The sequence below is a fragment of the Hyphomicrobiaceae bacterium genome, from assembly GCA_041397645.1.
In the GTDB taxonomy this organism is placed as follows: domain Bacteria; phylum Pseudomonadota; class Alphaproteobacteria; order Rhizobiales; family Hyphomicrobiaceae; genus Hyphomicrobium_B.
Map to the genome: position 1 here is coordinate 67,112 of JAWKWE010000005.1, position 18,234 is coordinate 85,345.

Sequence of the window (18,234 nt, forward strand, 5' to 3'; positions counted from 1 at the left end):
GGCCTTAGCCGAGCCCATAGCCTTTGATGGTAAAGAAGATGCCGAGCGCCAGCATCGCGAGCGCCGCGCCGGTAACGGCGGCGCGGTTTTCGATAAACTTGCGAGCCAGAATTGCCGATTGATCGGGGATCATCATGCGGACCAGGCCGCCGAGAATGGCGAGCCAGCCGAACGCGGTGACGAAGGAGGGCCAGCCGTTGCCCCAGTCGGGATGCACGCGCACAATCGCAAGACCTGAGATGAACAGCAGCAGGCCAGCAATGAATACAACCGCGTAGTTGTCGGCGATCTGGCCGATCATTGCTTCGAGCGCGGCGCGGTTGGTGAGAATGGCAATAGCGATGGCGATGAGAGCCGGGCCGATGAGGCCGGCTATGAATTCCGAATGGGTCATACGAAGCCTCCAAGGTCGTTCACGGCGCACGCGCGGCGTTTCCAGTAACCGGGCGTGATTTTGGTGCGTGACATCCTAGAAGCTCCGTCCCTATCGCCGGCATGACCCGGATCAGGTTCTAAGGGTGTTCCGGCTCAACTGCCGCGATCTCAGCCGGACGACCGGCTCCCCTCGGAAAATCCTATTTTGGCCTACCCCGGACCTGCCTTCAAGTCATACTGCCGGGGGAGGCGGAAAATGCGTTACCTGCGCCTTGCCGAGGGCTTAAGCCTCAGAACGACGGCGAGCCAACCTCAGATGGGGTGTGGGTGGGGTCACGGCAAGCGGCTCGTTAGCCGTGCCGATATGGCTGAGAGGACAGCACGCGATACCTAACTATTTTGCCGAAGCATTTTCGGCTTCGCAAAGCGGACAGTGGATCGGCTGACCGATCATCGCCTCGCGGCTTGTTTCGTCTATTATCCATCGTCGCTCGATAAAGGGCGGCTTGTGACGCATGTGTTGGCGATGGCCGCATTGCAACAGCGCGACCCAGTATCCATCCTCGTCTTGTTTGAAGCCCGTGATAGTGCTTTGCATGGGTGCATCATGCCACCGAGGACAGCCAAGACAAGGGCGTGTCCTCGACGAACAACCGCCCGTCTCGTAATCGCGAGACGGGCGGCAGCTTCTTCTCCCTAGACTAGGCTTTCTGCCTTTGAACTCAAACTGACGAATTCAAGCTGAGACTCTGTGTGGAACAGGAAGGCGTAATTCATCCTTCAGGCTCAGCTCACAACTTGGATCTTCCAGCCGGGCAACGCGGTAAATGGCCGACGGAGATTTGGCGCAGAGGTCCTGGCTGCGCGCGTTGGCGCTATACTCGAACGCTTTAGATGTTTTGCTATCTGCTTCGAGGCGCATGAACGGTCTCTCCCTTGCCGAGACGGTTGTCCTCCCCTCCACGTAGAACGCGATAGGGGACCATTCATTCCCTCAAAATGAAAAATTGCTTGTGCCTCAGCCGACTGCCGAGGCAATGCGTTCGCGCAGAGCTGCATCCGGCATGGAACCCATCGCCGCTTTGACGTTGTCGGCCATATGTGAGGGCTTCGAGGTGCCGGGGATTGCGCACGTGACGGCGGGATGCGCAAGGATGAACTTGAGCAGAAGCTGGGCCCAACTCGTTGCCCCGATCTGGGCGGCAAAATCTGGAAGCGGCTTTCCCTTTAGTCGCCGGAGTGCGCCACCACCGCCAAAGGGGCGATTGACGAGTACGGCGATGCCCTTGTCGGTTGCCAGCGGGAGGAGAACTTTCTCGGCGGCACGGTCGTCAACCGCATAGTTGAGTTGGACGAAGTCGAGCTTTTCAGAACGCAGGACGGCAGCTAGATCGTCGAACGCGCTGGGCGTGTAGTGAGTGACGCCGATGTAGCGCACCCTCCCGTCTGCCTTCCAGCCGCGCAGAGTATCGAGGTGGGTCTTGTAGTCGACGAGATTGTGGACCTGCATGAGGTCGATGGTCTTGCCGGTCTTCATCAACTGCATCGACCGTTCCATCTGGGCGATACCGTCGGCGCGTCCGCGTGTCCACACCTTGGTTGCGATGAACGTCTTGTCCCGCGCGTTGGCCGCAGCGATGAGATCGCCGGCGACGCCTTCCGCACGTCCGTACATGGGGGATGAGTCAACGACGGAGCCGCCTGCGTTCCAGAGTGTCTCAAGGACTTCGCTAAGGGGTGCGCGCGATGCTTTGTCGGTGCCGACGTCAAAAACCTGCCAAGTCCCAAGACCAATGGCCGGAAGTTGTTCTCCGCTGGACGGGATCGTGCGTTTCAACATTTTGTCCTCGGTATTTGCAAGTGCGGAAACGGATCCCAATCGACAAGCGAGAATGCCTAGGGTCATGCGCACGAAGGCAGCGCGAGTCAGGCCATTTGGATCGTTTCGCGTTGGCTTGGAGGCATGATTGGAGTTTTCAAGACGGGGGCGCATTGCGTTAAAGTCCTCGGCTTGCGCGTCCAGATGCGACGTTTCAATCCGATAAGATAGTGTCGCGGGTTGGAAACGCCAAGGTCATGCGCGTTCCGAGTCGGGGCGTGCTGTCCACTCTAATCTGCCCGCCATGCAGCTTCATAATACTTTTAGTGATTGCCAATCCCAGTCCGAGACGGCTCTCTTGCTCCATCACCTCATCGCCACGGTAGAATCGATCGAAGATCCGGTCCTTCGTTTCAGGTGTGATGCCGCTGCCCGTATCGGCGATGTGAATGAGAACTTCGTCATGTGTCCCTTCGCAGGAAATGGTGACGGTGCCGTCGGGCGGCGTATGCCGGATCGCATTGGAAACGAGATTGGCAAGGGCCTGTTTGAACAACTCGCGATCTGCTCGCACGTTGCAACAACCAGGAGAAACTTTGATCCCGAGATTGACGCCAGCAGCGCGAGCGTCATCTTCATAAAACGCGGCGACCACTGCAACTTGATCTGAAATGCTCAGCCGCTCCGGGCTGATGCGGGCTTGAAGATTGTCGGCACGTGCAAGGAACAGAAGTCCGTTGAGGAGACTTGTCAGGCGCTCGCATTCGGCCCCGTTGGCGAGAACGACCTCGCGCAGTTCATCCTCGGTTTCCGCGCGTGCGAGCGCAATCTCGTTGTTGAGGCGCAGACGATTGATCGGGGTGCGCATCTCATGAGCGATTGTGTCTGCGTAATGTTTTAAATCTTCCCAGGCGGCTTCCAGACGGTCCAGCATCAGATTGAATTGCTGCGCCAGGTGATGAAGCTCGAGTGGGAGATTTTCGAGCGACATGCGTTTGCCGATTGTTTCGACATCGATCGCCTTCGCAGCAGATGTAATGCGTTCGAGTGGCCGGAGTTCTCGTTTGACGACAAACCAGGACAACGCGGCGACAAGCGGAAAGGCGCCGCCGATCACGCTAAACAGGATGCGTTGGAAAACCGCGAGCACGTGTTCGTCGAGCGTGGTGTCAGTCGCAACCTGCAACGTCGCGAACGTCTTGCTGGTCTCCCCACCGATGCGCACGCGACTGCTTACAACGCGAAACGTTTCGCCGCTCTTCGTAATGACGGTGTTACGGAGCGGTACGTGCAGCGGCGTTGTCTCTTCTGTCGTTGGAAATTTGTCGGCAGGAAGCCGGCTTGCCATGCCTGTCGTTTCCTGAGCTGCGGCCTCAATAGGGGCGATAACCCGAATGAAGATTTGCCGTGGACCTTGGTTATCCTCGTTGATCTCGTGGGCGAGATTGCCGTCATTGAGGACGGGCGCTTCAAGGATGTCGGTGATATCAGCCGAGCGTTTGTCGATTACCTGATCATCTGCGCTGTCGAGAGCCGATACAGTCGCCGCGTAGAGAATGGCGCTCGCGGCGATAACCAACAGAAACGCGGTGGAAAAGAACGCGCCCACGAGGCGGGTCGATAGAGCGGCTTGAGGTGGAGGTGGCGGCTCCGGAGCCGAGACATTCTTCACTTTAAGAGCCGACATGATTAGCTTTCGCCGAGGAGGAAGTTTCCGCCCGTTGGAATTGCCGGTGGAAGCTCACCACGCGGTCATCGCTGAGGCCATCAGGGCGATCAGCGGGACCAAGACTAGCCCACTGCTGAATTCCCGCAATGAGAGCCGCGATGAGAGGAAAGGGCAGGGTGGTCGTTTTTTGCCAAAGTGGTGAACGGAACGCCTAAAGCGACCGGCTGCATCGGATGAGATGCCGCCGCTTCGTCAGCCGAGTAGACGGACGGCGCTGTTCAGATCGGCCGTCGCGCCCAGGGGTGCGAGTTCGCATGTCGTGGCCTAGGCTTCAGGCCGTAGGCTGCTCGGCCGGAGCCAGAAAGCGATCGTCGCGGCGTGACGCTCGCCCAAAACGCGCAGTACTCTCACTACAGCGTGCGCTTCCGGTTCCGGGGAGGCGCCAACTCCTAAGCCTCTAAAAATGAATATTTTTATTGATGACGGACGTCGCTCAGTGACAATTCGTCATGACGTTGAGGCGGTCAATCTTTGATCAATATCAAACTACGGGGACCCCGGTTGGGGCATGTCTGGTCTATATGAACCAACAAGCCATCAAGGCGAGGAATTCCGGCATGCTTCCCGACCTGATCAAGCGCTATTCAGCGCCTGTCCCGCGCTACACGAGCTATCCTACCGCGCCGCATTTTTCCCCTGCGGTCGGAGCCCAGATCTACGAATCTTGGCTGCGCGCGCTCCCTTCCGGGTCCAAGCTTTCGCTCTATCTCCATTTTCCGTTCTGCCATCAGCTGTGCTGGTACTGTGGCTGCAACACGAAGGCGATCCGCCGCTACGAGCCGGTCGAAACCTACGTCGCGGCCCTGCTGAAGGAGATCGCCCGGATCAGCAGCCTGCTCGGCGCACAGCATCGGGTTACTCACATCCATTGGGGCGGTGGCTCGCCCAACATCCTCTCACCGGAAGACATCGCCCAAGTCGGCACCGCGTTACGCACCGCTTTCGACATTGCGCCTGATGCCGAATATGCCGTGGAAATCGACCCGCGCTCTCTAAGCGATGAACAGGTCGCCGCATTCGCCGCTATCGGCGTCAACCGTGTTTCGCTTGGTGTGCAAGATTTCGAAGATCAAGTTCAGGCCGCGATCAACCGCATCCAAAGTTTCGAGGACACCAAACAAGCCGTAGATATGTTCCGCGCTCATGGCGTGCGGTCGGTTAATCTCGATCTGGTCTACGGTCTACCGCATCAGACCCGGCAGAGCGTGCAAAAGACCATTCTCAAGGCATTGTCACTCGAGCCGGATCGCATCGCGATCTTCGGATACGCTCATCTGCCTGCGCGGCTGAAGCATCAGCGGCTTATCGATGAAAAAGCTCTGCCCGGCATCATGGAACGGTTCGGACAATCGCGTCGGCTCCAGCGTATTCTGCTTGCTGCCGGTTACAAGGCTGTCGGTCTCGACCATTATGCCAAGCCGACCGACAAGTTGGCCGATGAGGACATCCGACGTAATTTCCAAGGATACACAACTGACGCCAGCGATGCGCTGATTGGCCTAGGCGCGTCGGCGATTGGGCACTTGTCGCAGGGCTACGTTCAAAACGCAACTGCAGCCGGTGCCTATCAGTCTCTCATCAATGAAGGGGGATTGGCGGCGGTGAAGGGTGTGCAGCTGAGCCACGATGACCGGGCACGCGCTGCTGTCATCGAGCGGCTGATGTGCGGCTTCAATTTGTCGAAGACAGAATTGCGCGCGCAGTTTGGCGCTGCCGCCGAGCCGGTGATTGCGGACGCGGAACTGTTGATCGAAGCCGATCAGGACGGGCTCGTGAAAGCAACTGACGACGGCTTCGAAGTGACGGAGCTTGGCAAACCGTTCGTTCGCACGATCTGCGCCGCGTTCGATGCCTATCTTGGGCAGAGCAAGGCGCAACACGCGCTCGCTGTCTGATTTTTGGCTTCGAATTTTCATGACGGCTTCGCGCGAGCACGGATTTGAATCCGTGTGCCGATTGTGGTTGGTGATGAAGTTTGCATCGTCGATCCTGATACTTATGAGATCGTCGACATCATCGTCCTCGCCTAAAGCGTCTACGAGTCGTTAGCAGCGAAACCGGCAGTGCATTTCCGCGCTGCCGGTTTTATGCGCTCCTACAAGGTGGAACCCCAACTTAGAATTCGCGTTTTCCAAGCGTAGCTTTTGCGTAAGGAATTTTATGCGCACTTTACTAAACATGAATGCCGACACGGAATTAGCACTTGGCGCGCGAAGGGCAGCCTGCGCATTCGGCGCGGCCGGTATGATTGCTTTTGGAATTATTGCGCCGCAGTCAGCGAGCGGGGGAACGGTACCCGATCCGCCGTCGCCGACCATCCCGCGTCCGCCGCAAAATCCCATTCCGCCACCTTCTCCTCCGGTACCAAATCCTCCGCGCGTGATGCCGTTGGCGGGGGGTGTTCTTGCACAATCCGAAACACCCAAAGCGCCCGAACCTCGCGGCAACCCAACGAGCGAAGATAAAAGCTTGAGCGAGAAGCTCAACGAGAACGAGGGGGTGCTCAAACCTCCGCGCATTGGCGATAGCGAGATCGTCGAGCCGCTTCCGGACGCCAATGCCAAAATCAAAATTATTCCGCCTCCAGGTGAGCCGGGAGGCGATCCTAGTGTCCAGCCGAAGTGATGTGAGTGCATCACCGCTTGGCTATCATAGCGAGGGGCCGGCAATGCGTTTGCATAGCCAGCCCCGGAGAAGCCGTTTGAAGATCTGCGTGCCTCAATGAGCGTCGGGATTGTGCACCGTGGAGGCGCCGTCAGTCTTGGGTCGCTCCGAGCTAGAAATCCGGCCGTCGTCGATGCGTATGATCCGGTCGGCGTATTTCAAAGTACGGTGGTCGTGGGTCACGGCAAGCACCGCGCGATTGGTGTCCTGGGCGACCTGAGCGAGCAATTCCATAACGGCCTCGCCGTTCTTGGCATCGAGTGCGGCGGTCGGCTCGTCTGCGAGGATCACCGACGGCGCGCCGGCCAGAGAACGTGCGATCGCAACGCGCTGCTTTTCGCCGCCCGACATCTTGGAAGGGGCTGCGTCGATACGATGGCCGAGCCCAACCTGATGCAGGGCCTCCTCTGCGAGGTCGTAGGCTTCGGGCCCGCGAATGTCACGCAGATCGAGCGCCAGCATCACGTTTTCAACCGCGGTCAACGTCGGGACCAGATTGTAGCCCTGAAACACGAAGCCAACGTGGCGGCGGCGCAGGTCCGCCAGATCTTCCTTGCTCATGCCGGTGGTGGAGTGGCCAGCGATCGTCAGATCTCCGTCGGTGGGCGAGAGGATGCAGCCAAGGATCGACAGCAGCGTTGTCTTGCCAGATCCCGACGGTCCCATCATCAAGGTCAGCTCGCCGGCCTGAAGATCGAGATCGACGCCCTTGAGCACCTTGACTTGGTTGGGGGCTTCGCCGAGCACTTTCACGATACCGCGGGCTTCGACCATGATCGGGATGTCTTCGGCTTTGGCGTTCATGATGCTGCTCTGCTTGCTGGTGTAAATTGAATTTTCTGATGCGAACATTTCGAAATCTTCCCTTGCTTATCGGCTGAAGACGACGGCCGGGTCAATCCGGACGACCTTGATGATGGCGGAGATGGCCGCGATCACACACATTCCAACGGTCACGATGCACAGTCCGGCGGCGAGCTCAGGGGTCATGATGACATTGAGCTTGGTGTCCTGGGCGGCTTGGATCACGCCCAATGCCAGGCCGATACCGAGCAGGTAGCCGATGATGCCGGAGAGGACAGCCTGCATCAGGATGACTTTGACGATGTAGCTTGCGCCTGCACCCAGAGCACGCAGCGTGGCGAACTCGTTGATGTGATCCTTGGTGGAGGCGTAAAGCGTCTGTGCCACGATCACGATGCCGACGATGAGGCCTAGCATTGCGCCGGCGATGAGGGCAGCGCCAGCACCTGTCTGGAACAGCCAGTAGGCTTGGCTGCGCTTCTTGAACTCATCCTGGGTCAGAACCTCGGCATCGGGCAGGCGAGCCTCGATATCGGCGCGCACGGTCTCCAGATCGGCGTCGTCAGCCAGCGTCACGCGCTCATAGGTCGCCTGATCTTGGTTGGCGCCGGTGAGGCGGCGAGCCTGCTCGATGGAAGCGAACACATAAGGCAGCGTCGTGAACGAGCGGATGCGCTTGGTGGTGGCTGTGATGTCGACCGCGATGCCGTTGATCTCCGCACGATCGCCGAGGGCGTGGATGCCAAGATCGGGGAAGTAGCTCTGGTCGATCGCAACCGTGTTCGGGGCTTCCAGAGCGTCACGGCTGCCTTCGACGATGTTCCAGGGCAGGGGATATGAGCTATCCGCGCCGGTGCCGACGAGAAGGATCGCGGTGGTGCCGCCCTTGGGCTTACGCCAGCGGGCGAAGCTCACGACCATGTCCTCGGCGTTGGCAACGCCAGGGGTCGACAGGATCATGTGGCGCTCGCGGCCGCTCAGAAGGGAAGGATCGTCGTAGCTCTTGGTGCCAAGCGGCACGACCCACAGGTCGGCGGGGGCGGCGTCGATGATCGCGGAGATCTTGCGCTCGGAGCCGAGGTAAATGCCGGTCTGGATGGCAACCAGAACTACCGAGAACACGATACCGACGATCGTCACGAAGAAGCTCAGGCGATCATGAAACAGGTTGCGATATGCGAGTTTGACGACCATGGGCATGGCGCTCTTGGCCTTGCGCTTGGTGCTGGTGGATTTGGCGGGGATTGCGGCGGCCGCCTTGAGTGCGAGTTCCATGACTTGTCTCCTCCTAAAAAGTCCGGGACCGTGTGTCCTGTGTCGCGTTATGCGCTCTGGAGGTTCAGGCGGCAGTTCCCTGGGGGACAGGGAGGCGGAGGGCTGAAAAAAATGCAGGGGGAGGGGAGCGCGGGCGGTCGTCCGGAAAGAACCGGCGTGTGCACAAACGAAACAGGCCCGGAGCGAAGCACCGGGCCTGTTTTCTTGAACTAGGGTAGTACCTTAGCTTAGTTGCAGGGTACCGTGATCATTCCGGCAATCGCTGCTGAGAACCGGCGGCAGATCTTTCCAGCAACCTCGGCGACTGATGTGCTCTCGGCTGTATCCGAAGGCTGGGTGTCCTCGGCCGTGTCCGTTTTGTCCGTGGTTGCAGTTTCGGCATTAGTCACCGTTCCGGTATCCTCCGTGGCTTCAACAACGGGCAGCACCACAACTTCGGTCTTGTCCTCGGCTTCGGTGCCGGGGCCGGTGTTAACCGTACCAGCGTCGGCCGAGTTGGTGCGAACCGGAGCCGGCGTTGACTGGGTGCCGGTAAACTTGGATTTTTCCAACGGGCTTTCAGGCACGTAGATCACGGGCGCATCCGTGGTCACCGTCTTGTCCGTGAGTTTTGCCGTCTGCACCATCTTGACCTTGCGCGCCGCGCGTTCCGCCAGTTCGAGTTTTTGACGGCGGGCTTCGGCGACGGCGCGTGCGGCAGCAATTTCGCGAGCCTTTTTGGCTTCCGCGATGGCCTGAGCCTTAGCCGCCGCCCGGGCGAGTTCGATTTTGCGGGCCCGCGCCAGCTCGCGCTGCTTATTTGCGTGATATGACCGGGTTTCAGCGTAGCCGCGGTTCTTCATGGTGCCGCCGGGACCGGAACTCAGGTTCGGATGGGCCACGAAGCTGCCAAGCGGGCCACCAAATTGAAGGCGAACACCACCGGCATCGGCTGCGCTGGGTACCGCGATGGCGGCGACGAAAAGGGCTGCGAGGGTGTTGATCGTCTTGGACATTGTCGTCTCCTGGGCATTGGGGTGGTATTTTGCCGGTCCTTGTCCGGCGTCGTTGATGGGAGAGTGCATCAGCGGGGTTTCTGCCGCTGTTCCGCCCGTGACAGCTCTGGTCAAATCCGGGGATTTCGACTAATTGACTGATTTTTAGTTGTTTTATGCAATGGCGCGGGCCCTATCGAGAGTTTCGACGACGGCTTTGGCTGGATCGGCCATTACTGCGAGACGAGACGCGAACCGGTCGATCGCCTCAACGACGAGGTGGCGCTGCCGGTCGACGGTGACGATGTGATAGCTGTCGTCGAGCACCTTGAGCTCGACTTCGCCTGCGAGGCGGTCGCGCAGGTAGGTCGCGTTGGAGAGGCCCGCATAGTCGTCCTCCAGCGGGTGGACGATAAGCGAGGGCTGTCGGACGTAGGGAACCAGGGTCTGAACGGCATCCGACAGGCGGCGGTGCTCAAACACCATCTCGCCGGGCGTTACCGGGTGGCCAGCTTCCGAATTGCCTTTTGCGGCGCGCATCTTCTGGATGAATTCGCGGATTTTCGGGTCCTTGATGCCGTGCGGCGCATGATGTGGAAAGCGGAATAGCTTGGCGAACCAGCGATGGCGCACCAGTCGGAAGAGACGCGCGTACCAGGGGATCATCCAGCCGTTGAGCCACAGCGTCGGCGCCAGCAGGGCGGTCGCATGGACTTTTCCGGGGTTCTTGGCGGCAAGCATGAGTGCAAGCACGGCGCCCGTCGAAAGGCCGCCGGCGATGACCACATCGCACTCCTTGTGAAGCTCATCGAGGGCTTCCTCGGCGCTGCGGTACCAATCCGACCAAGAAGTGGCTTTGACTTCGGCTTCGCTGCCGCAATGACCGGCAAGCTGGGGAGCGTGGACGGTGTAGCCAGCGCGTGCGAGGCCATTGGCGACGAAACGCATTTCCACCGGAGTTCCGCATAGACGGTGCATCAGAAGGATGCCGATTTTGCCGCCCTTGATCTTGAAGCCAACTTCGCTCGCCATTGTCTGTCCCCCGATGGTATTGATTTCCGATGGTTGAGGGTTAATCCCGCTGCCCATCTTGGGCAGTTCCCTGCGGGACAGGCGGTTGGCTCAGGCCGCCAGCGCGTGCATGGGTGCCAGCGTCGGGTTGTTATGCGTGGCGGGCGCAGAGCTGAGAGCGAGCACGAAGCGTTGCGCCTTAAAGCCGTAAGCAACGTTGAGGCGCTGGCCGGCTGCCTCGTGGGCAGCGCGTGCAATCAGCTTGAAACCGTTGTTCAAAAAGAGCTGCTTGAGGCGGCGCGCCGCAAATACCTCGAGCAGTGCGCGAAAGCGCAGCGCTACCGCCAGGCGGAGTTGCGGGGCATCAGCGAAGTGCTCCCACACAACCGTTTCAATTTCGCGGATGGCCGTTTCGTTCATGCCGTTGAGCAGGGCCAAACCCTGGCCCTTGGCGACGGCCGCGCGCAGGGGAACAAGAATATCCTCAAGCGCAACGGCCGGGATGTCGGCGGTATCGATCTGATGGCTCATTTCTGCGAACTCCCGAGTGCGATGGTTAAGGTCATGCGGCCAAGCGCAGCTCGAAGCCCGACTGAGGCTCAGTTTGAAACACCAAGGTGGAAACCGGGCCGGCAAATACGGACCAGGGCGATCCGGCTAGCACGATGATTTCCTTCGGCGAGCGGCCATCGAGAACGAAATCGACTTCCTCGCCGGCAAGCTGGAAGCGGGTGTTCACGATGTCCCGGCGCACAAAGCGGTATTTGCGGCCGTCTTCGGCTTTGATGATCCCGACGCCAATATCGCGGCGGAAGGTTTCGATTTGACCCTGCATGGCTTCTCTCCTTCGAATTCGTTTTGATTTGGGGCTCTGCGGAGCGGCGTCTCATTTGCTCCGTCGCCGTATCCTTGAGGGAGGTTCAAAAGCCGCGCTGTCACGCCGGGCACACAGGAGGTCGCACGTGCCTTGGCGGAGAGTTGAAGAGCTCTTACGACGGATCGTGTTGCGATGCGGAATCAGCAGTTGCGGGATTGCGCGCGAGAAGCCAGCGACCATAGGCCGCTCGCCATATGCGTTTAAGACGCCTTGATGAGCGCACTATCAGCGATCAATCTCAGTCACCGGAATGAACGGGTGATCCAGTGTCTCTGAGAGGCTCGGCACGCGAATGTGCAAGGCTTTCTCGCTAGGATCGGATCGACGATGAAATTGCAGGGGCGATGATGTGCCGCTGGCGGCTCACGTTCAGGATCAAATTGCTGCCAGTTCCATCCAAGAAGATCAGCGAGAAAAGTCAGGGGGCGATCTGCGAATTGCTGCTTTGAATTCCGCATCACAAGCGCGCGGGCAAGGTTGCCATTACGCAGATCTCAGTAATTGAGAGCAAATGAGGGTTGGACTTTCTTCAATGATGGTATCGCGCCTCATCGTGAGGCTTGAGGGCGGACTCGTCCTGACTGCAGATACGTATCGCCGCGCCACCAACGAGGCGTTGGCCGAGGCTGGCTTTGCGCACGTCATCGGAGAAGAAGCGTTTGCGCGTGCGTTCGGACATGACGTCACCAAGGAGCGCTTTCTCAAATACGCAACCTCGCGCCTCTATCCGCGCAAGCAAACGGCGGATTTGCGTACGCTTTTCGAGGTGACGCATAAGCATTTGCGCCAGATCGCATGCGACATACTGGAAGCCGAGCGGCTTACAACGACGCCCGGCGCCATTGAGCTGATCGAAGCGGTCAGCAGGCAGGGCGGAGAAATTGTCGTTTTGACGCGATTACCCGTCGCACTTGCGCGTAAGGTATTGCAAACCGCTACGGGAAAAGAAGTCGCCGAACACTGCGCGCGTCTCATTAGAGAGGACACGAGCGGTCCCGTTGCCGCCATGATGGAAGCCGTATCAGGGGCCGATGGCCGCATCCTGGTGATAGACACCTGCGCCGAAGGGCTTGCCGCGGCTCAGGCCGTTGGCGTGCCCGCTATCGCCGTGCTTGGCCACAGCGAACTCGACAATGGAATTTTTGGAGCGCGCACCGTTGTCGACAGCCTGTTGGAAATAGCTGACGAAGCACCACAGGATCAGCCGGGACTTGAACAGAACCAGAAGTTACTTGCGGGAATTGAAGCCCTCTTCATTCACGATGCCGTTTGGAGCGCCAAGAAGCGTAACGCCGGGATGAAAGTCATCGACATTCTAAAAGAGAAGGGCGATGTCGTGAAGTCGGTCAACCCGACCGATACTGTGCAGTTTCTGTCGCGCAGGCTATTCCAAGAGAAGGTCGGCGCGATGGTGGTGATCTCGCACACGGGCGCGGTGGAGGGTATTGTCTCCGAACGCGATTTTACCCGCGGCCTTGCCGAGTACGGACCAAGCCTGCTCGCCATGCCTGTGTCCAATATCATGACCAGGGCGGTGATTAGCTGCGCGCCGCAGGACACCCTCCAGACGGTTGCCCAGATCATGACAAGGCGGCGTATCCGTCATCTGCCTGTATCCGATGGCGTCAAGCTCATCGGACTCATCAGCATCGGCGACGTTCTGAACCACCGCCTCGAAGAGGTGCAGCGAGAGGCTAACGTGTTGCGCGACAATACGATCGAGATCCGCTAACGACCGTCCATATGCACTTGGAGCCAGGAAAATAGGCGCGCCGCCGCGCGCCATTGACAGGACATGCCGACACCTCATACCCAAGGGAAGCTGGCGCTCGTTGCGAGCGCAGAACGGGCGGACGTGGTTTTGAGGCACTCATGACAAAAGTACGCATCTACAAGCCGGCCAAGTCAGCAATGCAGTCAGGCCAGGCGAACACCGAGTTCTGGCATCTGGAATTTGAGCCCGAGGACAAGCGCACGCCTGATCCGCTCATGGGCTGGTCGGGATCGGGCGATACGCGCGCGCAGGTGAAGCTCACCTTCGATAGCAAGGAAGAGGCGATTGCCTACGCCACCCACAATGGCTTGGCCTATACGGTGGTCGAGCCAAATCCACGCGCGTTTGTAAAAAAATCCTACGGCGACAACTTCAAGTTCGGCCGCATCGGAAGCTGGACGCACTAACGCCGCGTCACTGTCGGCCTGGCAGTTCTCCTTGAAACCGTCGATGTGAAAGATATCTATCGTTCATGCCTTCCCGATCTCTCAATCGCATTCTGTGGGGCATTGCCCTGTTGGCGATCGTGTTTTTCGGGTTTAAAGCGCGTGACACGCTGGATGCTATTTTCATCGGTGTCGGCACGTTGGATGTGCGCGCGGATCCCAGCGAGGACACCGTATATTTGACGTGGCGCGGTCGGATCGCGGCGCCGATGGAGGCGCGCCTCAGGGAGGCGTTTGCACGCTACAATTCTGCGCGCACATTTGTTTTGGCGCTCGCATCGCCGGGTGGCTCCATCGATCAGGGCGCACGTGTCGTTGCGCTCTTGCGCCAGATCCGCGAGACGCATCAGCTTGAGACCGTTGTCGAAGCAGGCAAGCCATGCGCGTCCATGTGCGTTCCGGTTTATTTGCAAGGCACGCGGCGCACGGCTGCGGCCAGCGCACGATTCATGTTCCACGAAGTCAGCTTCAGGGAGGAGGTCTCAAATGACGAGGTCAACGTCCCGGAGTCTGCAAAGAGTTCCGAGACGGATCGGCTGTTCGCCAGGTTTTTCGTGCCGGCCGGTGTTTCTCAGACGTGGATTGACAAAGTGCGTGCCGAGATGACGGGCGGAAATGATATCTGGCTGACGGGCCGCGAACTGGTCGATCAGAATTCCGGCGTGGTGCAGAGCGTATTTTAGGATTCCAAAAGAAAAGGAGGATGGCAGTCTCCATCCTCCTTCTCGCTTTTCGCTAATTGCTTGCCAGACAGGGCGTTGCTTATCCAAACAGCGCCGCCGCCTTACCGAGCGTGTTCCACACGCCCCAAAGGAACGGAATGCCGACGCAGAGCCAGGCGATCAAGACTGGTATGGAGAAACCTCCAAAGCCGATCCCGTGCGAACCCGCAGGTGCCATGTGAGAGGTCTTTTCGGCTTGCAGTTTGGCCACTTCTTCCTCCGACATCATCCACTTTTCAGACACAGGCCGGATGAGCGCATTGGCGATGAAACCGATGAGCAGAAAGCCGCACAGAATGTACATCGTGCGGTCATAGACCTGCGCGCGCGGGATACCGGCCGCGATCTGAGCATCGCGGATGTAGCCGATGACGAGAGGACCAAGCACGCCTGCAGTCGACCAAGCCGTTAGCAGACGGCCATGGATGGCGCCGACGAATTGCGTGCCGAACATATCGGCCAGATACGCCGGAACGGTTGCGAAGCCACCGCCATACATCGTCAAGATGATGCAGAAGGCTGCAACGAACAGAGCGATAGACCCAATGTGCGCCAGCGTTGGCGCAATACCATAGAGCGCGATGCCCAGCACGAAGAAGCAGAAGTAAGTCATCTTGCGTCCGATGTGGTCGGACAGCGAGGCCCACAGGAAGCGACCGCCTGAGTTGAACAGTGACAGCAGGCTTACGAAGCCGCCGGCGATGCCCGCGATTGCGGTGCGCTGCATATCGTCAAGCGCGGAGAACTTGATATCGGGGAGGCCAATCAGGCGTCCGGCAAAGATTTCCTGCAGCATGGGTGATGCCATCGCGAGGACACCAATGCCTGCCGACACGTTCATGCAAAGCACGATCCAGATCAGCCAGAATTGCGGGGTCTTGTGAGCGTCGTCGAGATGAACGTTGCCCGTGGTGATCATGGCATGGGCTTTGTCGTGCGGAGGCTCCCAACCATCGGGCTTCCAGTTGTCCGGAGGAACGCGGTAGCCGAAGGCGCCTCCCAACATGAAGACGATGTAGATGATGCCGATTACGGCCATGGCCTGCCAGACGCCGACCGAGGTGTCGCTCTTGAAATGGTTCATGAGCAGGATGGCCAGCGGCGAACCAATCATCGCGCCGCCGCCAAAGCCCATGATGGCCATGCCGGTCGCCATACCGCGTCGGTCGGGAAACCATTTGATGAGGGTCGAGACCGGAGAAATGTAGCCCAATCCGAGGCCAATGCCGCCAATGATGCCAAGGCCAAGCCACAGCAGCCAAAGTTGGTGGATCTGCACCGCGAGAGCCGAAAGGATGAAGCCGCCGCCCCAGCACAGCGCCGCGACAACACCGGCCTTTCGCGGGCCAGCGCGCTCAAGCCAGCCACCGAACATCGCCGCCGAAAGACCCAGGAAGACAATACCTAAAGTGAAAGTTACGAGAAGGTCGCTAACCCGCCAATCGCAGGTGGTTGTCGTGAGTGCCTCGATCATCGTCATGTCCGGGCACGCGATCGGCTTGCTCACTCCGAGCGCCTGGGAAAGCGGCAGCCAGAAGACGCTCAAGCCGTAGCTCATGCCAATACACAGGTGGATCGCAAGCGCCGCCGGCGGAACCAACCAGCGATTGAAGCCGGCTTTCGCGATAATGCGTTCCCGGTCGAGTATGCCTGGCGATGATGCGTCGACTGCCGGATTTGCGGCGCCCATGAGAGTCTCCCCCTGAGTTCTCGTTCTGCGGTGAATTCTCGTTTTCAGTTGGAGCAGTTGGACTTTCGTCCAACGCTCAAAGTTCATTTGCCATGCCCCGGCCGTGACAATCAATCAAGGAAAAGGAAAAAAATGCACGTTGAGCTGCAGAGACTTCGCCGCGCTGCAAAATATTAGCCGCGTAGTTTAGACTGCGGTGCGAAGCTTCAGACCACATGTAGATCGGTTAGACAGTTTTGCGCGCCGCAACATTACGGCGTTTGCTATATTGGCGGTTTGTCGTGGCGAGAGCCGCGGGAGTGACTGCCAGTTCAGCGCGATCTGAGTTGTGCTGGCGTTGCGCGAGCATAACGTTTGCACAAGGGATTCGCGATCGAAGGTAGGTCGATGACCGGTAGGCAGAAAGAGCGCGAGCGCATGGTGCGGATACAGATCGCGGGGCGCGGTGTGACGGACGCGCGCGTGCTGTCAGCCATGCGATCGGTTGAGCGGGGAAACTTTGTGCCGGCCCATGAGGCCGACCTCGCTTATGCAGACCGTCCATTGCCGATCGGTGCGGGCCAGACGATCTCGCAGCCCTATGTCGTCGCCTTGATGGTCGAGGTCATGCAACTTGAAGGCGGCGAGAAGGTGCTTGAGGTCGGTGCGGGCTCGGGATACGCGGCGGCTGTTCTTTCGCGCATCGCGCATGAGGTCTTCGCCATCGAACGTATCGAGTCATTAGCGGCGATGGCGAAGGCCAACCTTGCTCGCGGCGGATATGGCAATGTCCACGTCAGACATTCCGATGGTACGAGAGGCTGGCCTGAGGAGGCTCCCTTCGATGCCATTCTGGTTTCAGCTGGGGCGCCTGCTCTGCCGGATGCGCTCAAGGGACAACTTACAATCGGTGGACGCCTGGTCATCCCCGTTGGAGATGAACCGCACCGGCAGACGCTCATCCGGCTGACGCGCACTGGACCCGAGGCGTACTTGCAGGAGAACCTAGGCGAAGTGCGATTTGTGCCGCTGATCGGTGCGCAGGGCTGGAGCGATGCCGCCGAGAACCCGCCCGATAAAGCAAACGAGGGAGACTGAGGCGCGCCGGGCTGACCGATCAGATTGCGATCGTGCGCCACAAGCGGCAATATATTTGCATTATTTCAAGGTTCTGTGGGCGATCCACGGTGACGGGCCCGGCGGCTTTGACGGGCACGCGCAAACCGTGTAGCCAACCCTGGCAAGCGCCCGTAGCTCAGCTGGATAGAGCACTCGCCTTCTAAGCGAGTGGTCGCAGGTTCGAATCCTGCCGGGCGCGCCAGTCTTCCTCGCCTGTTACACGAAGAACTTCTCGGCGCACACACTGCAGAGGTGCCTTTGAAATTCGCTTTCCGTTGTGAGCGGTGGTTCTTTATCGGAGTAGGATATCCCGTCGGGGGTTGCTCTGTAGGTAGCGATGGTCTGGTCGTTGAACATTGACTAGCAGCTGATTGCCATCGAGTGACGAGTTCAGCAAACTTAGGTAGGCCGAGCTGTGGTGTGCGCTGTCCAGCGCCGTATGAGCCGCGAAAATCCAACTTTCGTGAAATTCCTTCTGAGCACGTCGGCTCTCGATCGCGAGACTAATCCCTTCTGAAAGCCAGCTCATTGCGCCTCCTAAGTTTTCCTTGCCGTGGCGCCACGTCAGATAACGCAGCCCCAGCAGTATGCATCATGCCGGGGCGAGTAGAACGAGTCGCTATTGTTTGCGGCAGCAAACTCCCGATCCTGTACGTATACCCAGGGGCGATCCTCGCTCATGTCGACTACGACATTCCCGGCTTGCTTGTTCGTGATTTTGGCGAGACTGCGATTGCTCCAAGCGTCGTATGCGAGGTGCTCGGAGGGTGCGCAGCCGAACAGCGTGAGCTTGGGGCGAAGGATCCTGAGGTACTCTCTGTCTCCGCCCGAGTCGCGGCCGTGGTGCGGTGCGATCAATAATTTCGACACGTCAGCGAGGGCAATGTCCACAATCCAGCTTCGCCATCGCGCTAATTGCGAAAAGTCGCGAGAGGTACAAGGGTAAAGGCTGCGGCAGCCCTACAAATCAATTTTA

Annotated in this window: 18 protein-coding genes, 1 tRNA gene and 1 riboswitch; of the genes, 7 read left to right on the forward strand and 12 right to left on the reverse strand. The window is 59.1% G+C overall.

Annotation, left to right across the window (positions count from 1 at the left end; translation table 11 throughout):
* Positions 1 to 4: 4 nt before the first annotated feature.
* The 4 genes from R3D51_14165 to R3D51_14180 form a co-directional block, all read right to left on the reverse strand.
* Complete coding sequence (locus R3D51_14165; protein MEZ5900625.1) at positions 5 to 394, reverse strand: hypothetical protein; 390 nt, start codon at positions 392 to 394, stop codon at positions 5 to 7.
* 70 nt (positions 395 to 464) lie between these two features.
* Positions 465 to 576, reverse strand: a riboswitch (TPP riboswitch).
* A gap of 193 nt (positions 577 to 769) precedes the next feature.
* Positions 770 to 973, reverse strand: a complete 204-nt coding sequence (locus R3D51_14170; protein MEZ5900626.1) for a DUF3565 domain-containing protein — start codon at positions 971 to 973, stop codon at positions 770 to 772.
* Positions 974 to 1,393: 420 nt separating this feature from the next.
* Positions 1,394 to 2,215: an aldo/keto reductase gene (locus R3D51_14175; GenBank protein MEZ5900627.1), complete on the reverse strand. Its 822-nt coding sequence runs from the start codon at positions 2,213 to 2,215 to the stop codon at positions 1,394 to 1,396.
* 193 nt (positions 2,216 to 2,408) lie between these two features.
* Entirely contained in the window at positions 2,409 to 3,881 is a 1,473-nt protein-coding gene (locus R3D51_14180; GenBank protein MEZ5900628.1) for a heavy metal sensor histidine kinase, read from the reverse strand.
* Between the two features lie 599 nt (positions 3,882 to 4,480).
* On the opposite strand from R3D51_14180, the gene hemN reads away from it, so the two are divergent.
* Positions 4,481 to 5,818, forward strand: coding sequence for an oxygen-independent coproporphyrinogen III oxidase (hemN, locus tag R3D51_14185; protein ID MEZ5900629.1), 1,338 nt, complete (start codon positions 4,481 to 4,483; stop codon positions 5,816 to 5,818).
* Between the two features lie 265 nt (positions 5,819 to 6,083).
* Positions 6,084 to 6,548: a hypothetical protein gene (locus tag R3D51_14190; protein MEZ5900630.1), complete on the forward strand. Its 465-nt coding sequence runs from the start codon at positions 6,084 to 6,086 to the stop codon at positions 6,546 to 6,548.
* A gap of 93 nt (positions 6,549 to 6,641) precedes the next feature.
* Here R3D51_14190 and R3D51_14195 read toward each other — a convergent pair whose 3' ends face one another.
* The 6 genes from R3D51_14195 to R3D51_14220 all read right to left on the reverse strand — a co-directional run bounded on the left by R3D51_14195 (position 6,642) and on the right by R3D51_14220 (position 11,486).
* Entirely contained in the window at positions 6,642 to 7,361 is a 720-nt protein-coding gene (locus tag R3D51_14195; GenBank protein ID MEZ5900631.1) for an ABC transporter ATP-binding protein, read from the reverse strand.
* Positions 7,362 to 7,457: 96 nt separating this feature from the next.
* The gene (locus tag R3D51_14200) at positions 7,458 to 8,666 is read right to left on the reverse strand and encodes an ABC transporter permease (protein ID MEZ5900632.1); all 1,209 of its coding nucleotides are present in this window, start codon (positions 8,664 to 8,666) and stop codon (positions 7,458 to 7,460) included.
* Between the two features lie 227 nt (positions 8,667 to 8,893).
* Positions 8,894 to 9,661 carry a hypothetical protein gene (locus R3D51_14205; protein MEZ5900633.1) on the reverse strand — a complete coding sequence of 256 codons (768 nt, stop codon included), beginning with the start codon at positions 9,659 to 9,661 and terminating at the stop codon, positions 8,894 to 8,896.
* A 153-nt stretch (positions 9,662 to 9,814) separates the two neighbouring features.
* Positions 9,815 to 10,672 (reverse strand): alpha/beta fold hydrolase, encoded by an 858-nt coding sequence (locus tag R3D51_14210; GenBank protein MEZ5900634.1) that lies wholly within the window; start codon positions 10,670 to 10,672, stop codon positions 9,815 to 9,817.
* Positions 10,673 to 10,762: 90 nt separating this feature from the next.
* Positions 10,763 to 11,182 carry a hypothetical protein gene (locus tag R3D51_14215; GenBank protein MEZ5900635.1) on the reverse strand — a complete coding sequence of 140 codons (420 nt, stop codon included), beginning with the start codon at positions 11,180 to 11,182 and terminating at the stop codon, positions 10,763 to 10,765.
* A 31-nt stretch (positions 11,183 to 11,213) separates the two neighbouring features.
* The gene (locus R3D51_14220) at positions 11,214 to 11,486 is read right to left on the reverse strand and encodes a hypothetical protein (protein ID MEZ5900636.1); all 273 of its coding nucleotides are present in this window, start codon (positions 11,484 to 11,486) and stop codon (positions 11,214 to 11,216) included.
* Between the two features lie 574 nt (positions 11,487 to 12,060).
* Here R3D51_14220 and R3D51_14225 point away from each other — a divergent pair.
* The 3 genes from R3D51_14225 (at position 12,061) to R3D51_14235 (ending at position 14,431) form a co-directional block, all read left to right on the forward strand.
* Positions 12,061 to 13,260: a CBS domain-containing protein gene (locus tag R3D51_14225; protein MEZ5900637.1), complete on the forward strand. Its 1,200-nt coding sequence runs from the start codon at positions 12,061 to 12,063 to the stop codon at positions 13,258 to 13,260.
* Between the two features lie 140 nt (positions 13,261 to 13,400).
* Positions 13,401 to 13,709, forward strand: coding sequence for an ETC complex I subunit (locus R3D51_14230; GenBank protein ID MEZ5900638.1), 309 nt, complete (start codon positions 13,401 to 13,403; stop codon positions 13,707 to 13,709).
* Between the two features lie 65 nt (positions 13,710 to 13,774).
* Positions 13,775 to 14,431, forward strand: a complete 657-nt coding sequence (locus tag R3D51_14235; protein MEZ5900639.1) for an ATP-dependent Clp protease proteolytic subunit — start codon at positions 13,775 to 13,777, stop codon at positions 14,429 to 14,431.
* A gap of 79 nt (positions 14,432 to 14,510) precedes the next feature.
* Here the strand turns inward: R3D51_14235 and R3D51_14240 are convergent, their stop codons facing one another.
* The gene (locus tag R3D51_14240; GenBank protein ID MEZ5900640.1) at positions 14,511 to 16,160 is read right to left on the reverse strand and encodes an OFA family MFS transporter; all 1,650 of its coding nucleotides are present in this window, start codon (positions 16,158 to 16,160) and stop codon (positions 14,511 to 14,513) included.
* A gap of 387 nt (positions 16,161 to 16,547) precedes the next feature.
* Between R3D51_14240 and R3D51_14245 the strand changes: the two genes are divergently transcribed.
* On the forward strand, positions 16,548 to 17,237 hold the full coding sequence (locus tag R3D51_14245) for a protein-L-isoaspartate(D-aspartate) O-methyltransferase (GenBank protein MEZ5900641.1): 690 nt from the start codon (positions 16,548 to 16,550) through the stop codon (positions 17,235 to 17,237).
* A gap of 146 nt (positions 17,238 to 17,383) precedes the next feature.
* Positions 17,384 to 17,460, forward strand: a tRNA-Arg gene (locus R3D51_14250).
* 362 nt (positions 17,461 to 17,822) lie between these two features.
* Here R3D51_14250 and R3D51_14255 read toward each other — a convergent pair.
* Positions 17,823 to 18,149, reverse strand: coding sequence for a hypothetical protein (locus R3D51_14255; protein MEZ5900642.1), 327 nt, complete (start codon positions 18,147 to 18,149; stop codon positions 17,823 to 17,825).
* Positions 18,150 to 18,234 lie beyond the last annotated feature (85 nt).

Coding starts and splice junctions, on each gene's coding strand:
- R3D51_14245 (MEZ5900641.1), top strand. CDS start 16,548: ATGACCGGTAGGCAGAAAGAGCGCGAGCGCATGGTGCGGATACAGATC.
- R3D51_14225 (MEZ5900637.1), top strand. CDS start 12,061: ATGATGGTATCGCGCCTCATCGTGAGGCTTGAGGGCGGACTCGTCCTG.
- R3D51_14195 (MEZ5900631.1), bottom strand. CDS start 7,361: ATGGTCGAAGCCCGCGGTATCGTGAAAGTGCTCGGCGAAGCCCCCAAC.
- R3D51_14205 (MEZ5900633.1), bottom strand. CDS start 9,661: ATGTCCAAGACGATCAACACCCTCGCAGCCCTTTTCGTCGCCGCCATC.
- R3D51_14230 (MEZ5900638.1), top strand. CDS start 13,401: ATGACAAAAGTACGCATCTACAAGCCGGCCAAGTCAGCAATGCAGTCA.
- R3D51_14190 (MEZ5900630.1), top strand. CDS start 6,084: ATGCGCACTTTACTAAACATGAATGCCGACACGGAATTAGCACTTGGC.
- R3D51_14200 (MEZ5900632.1), bottom strand. CDS start 8,666: ATGGAACTCGCACTCAAGGCGGCCGCCGCAATCCCCGCCAAATCCACC.
- R3D51_14180 (MEZ5900628.1), bottom strand. CDS start 3,881: ATGTCGGCTCTTAAAGTGAAGAATGTCTCGGCTCCGGAGCCGCCACCT.
- R3D51_14175 (MEZ5900627.1), bottom strand. CDS start 2,215: ATGTTGAAACGCACGATCCCGTCCAGCGGAGAACAACTTCCGGCCATT.
- R3D51_14215 (MEZ5900635.1), bottom strand. CDS start 11,182: ATGAGCCATCAGATCGATACCGCCGACATCCCGGCCGTTGCGCTTGAG.
- R3D51_14240 (MEZ5900640.1), bottom strand. CDS start 16,160: ATGGGCGCCGCAAATCCGGCAGTCGACGCATCATCGCCAGGCATACTC.
- R3D51_14220 (MEZ5900636.1), bottom strand. CDS start 11,486: ATGCAGGGTCAAATCGAAACCTTCCGCCGCGATATTGGCGTCGGGATC.
- hemN (MEZ5900629.1), top strand. CDS start 4,481: ATGCTTCCCGACCTGATCAAGCGCTATTCAGCGCCTGTCCCGCGCTAC.
- R3D51_14165 (MEZ5900625.1), bottom strand. CDS start 394: ATGACCCATTCGGAATTCATAGCCGGCCTCATCGGCCCGGCTCTCATC.
- R3D51_14170 (MEZ5900626.1), bottom strand. CDS start 973: ATGCAAAGCACTATCACGGGCTTCAAACAAGACGAGGATGGATACTGG.
- R3D51_14210 (MEZ5900634.1), bottom strand. CDS start 10,672: ATGGCGAGCGAAGTTGGCTTCAAGATCAAGGGCGGCAAAATCGGCATC.
- R3D51_14235 (MEZ5900639.1), top strand. CDS start 13,775: ATGCCTTCCCGATCTCTCAATCGCATTCTGTGGGGCATTGCCCTGTTG.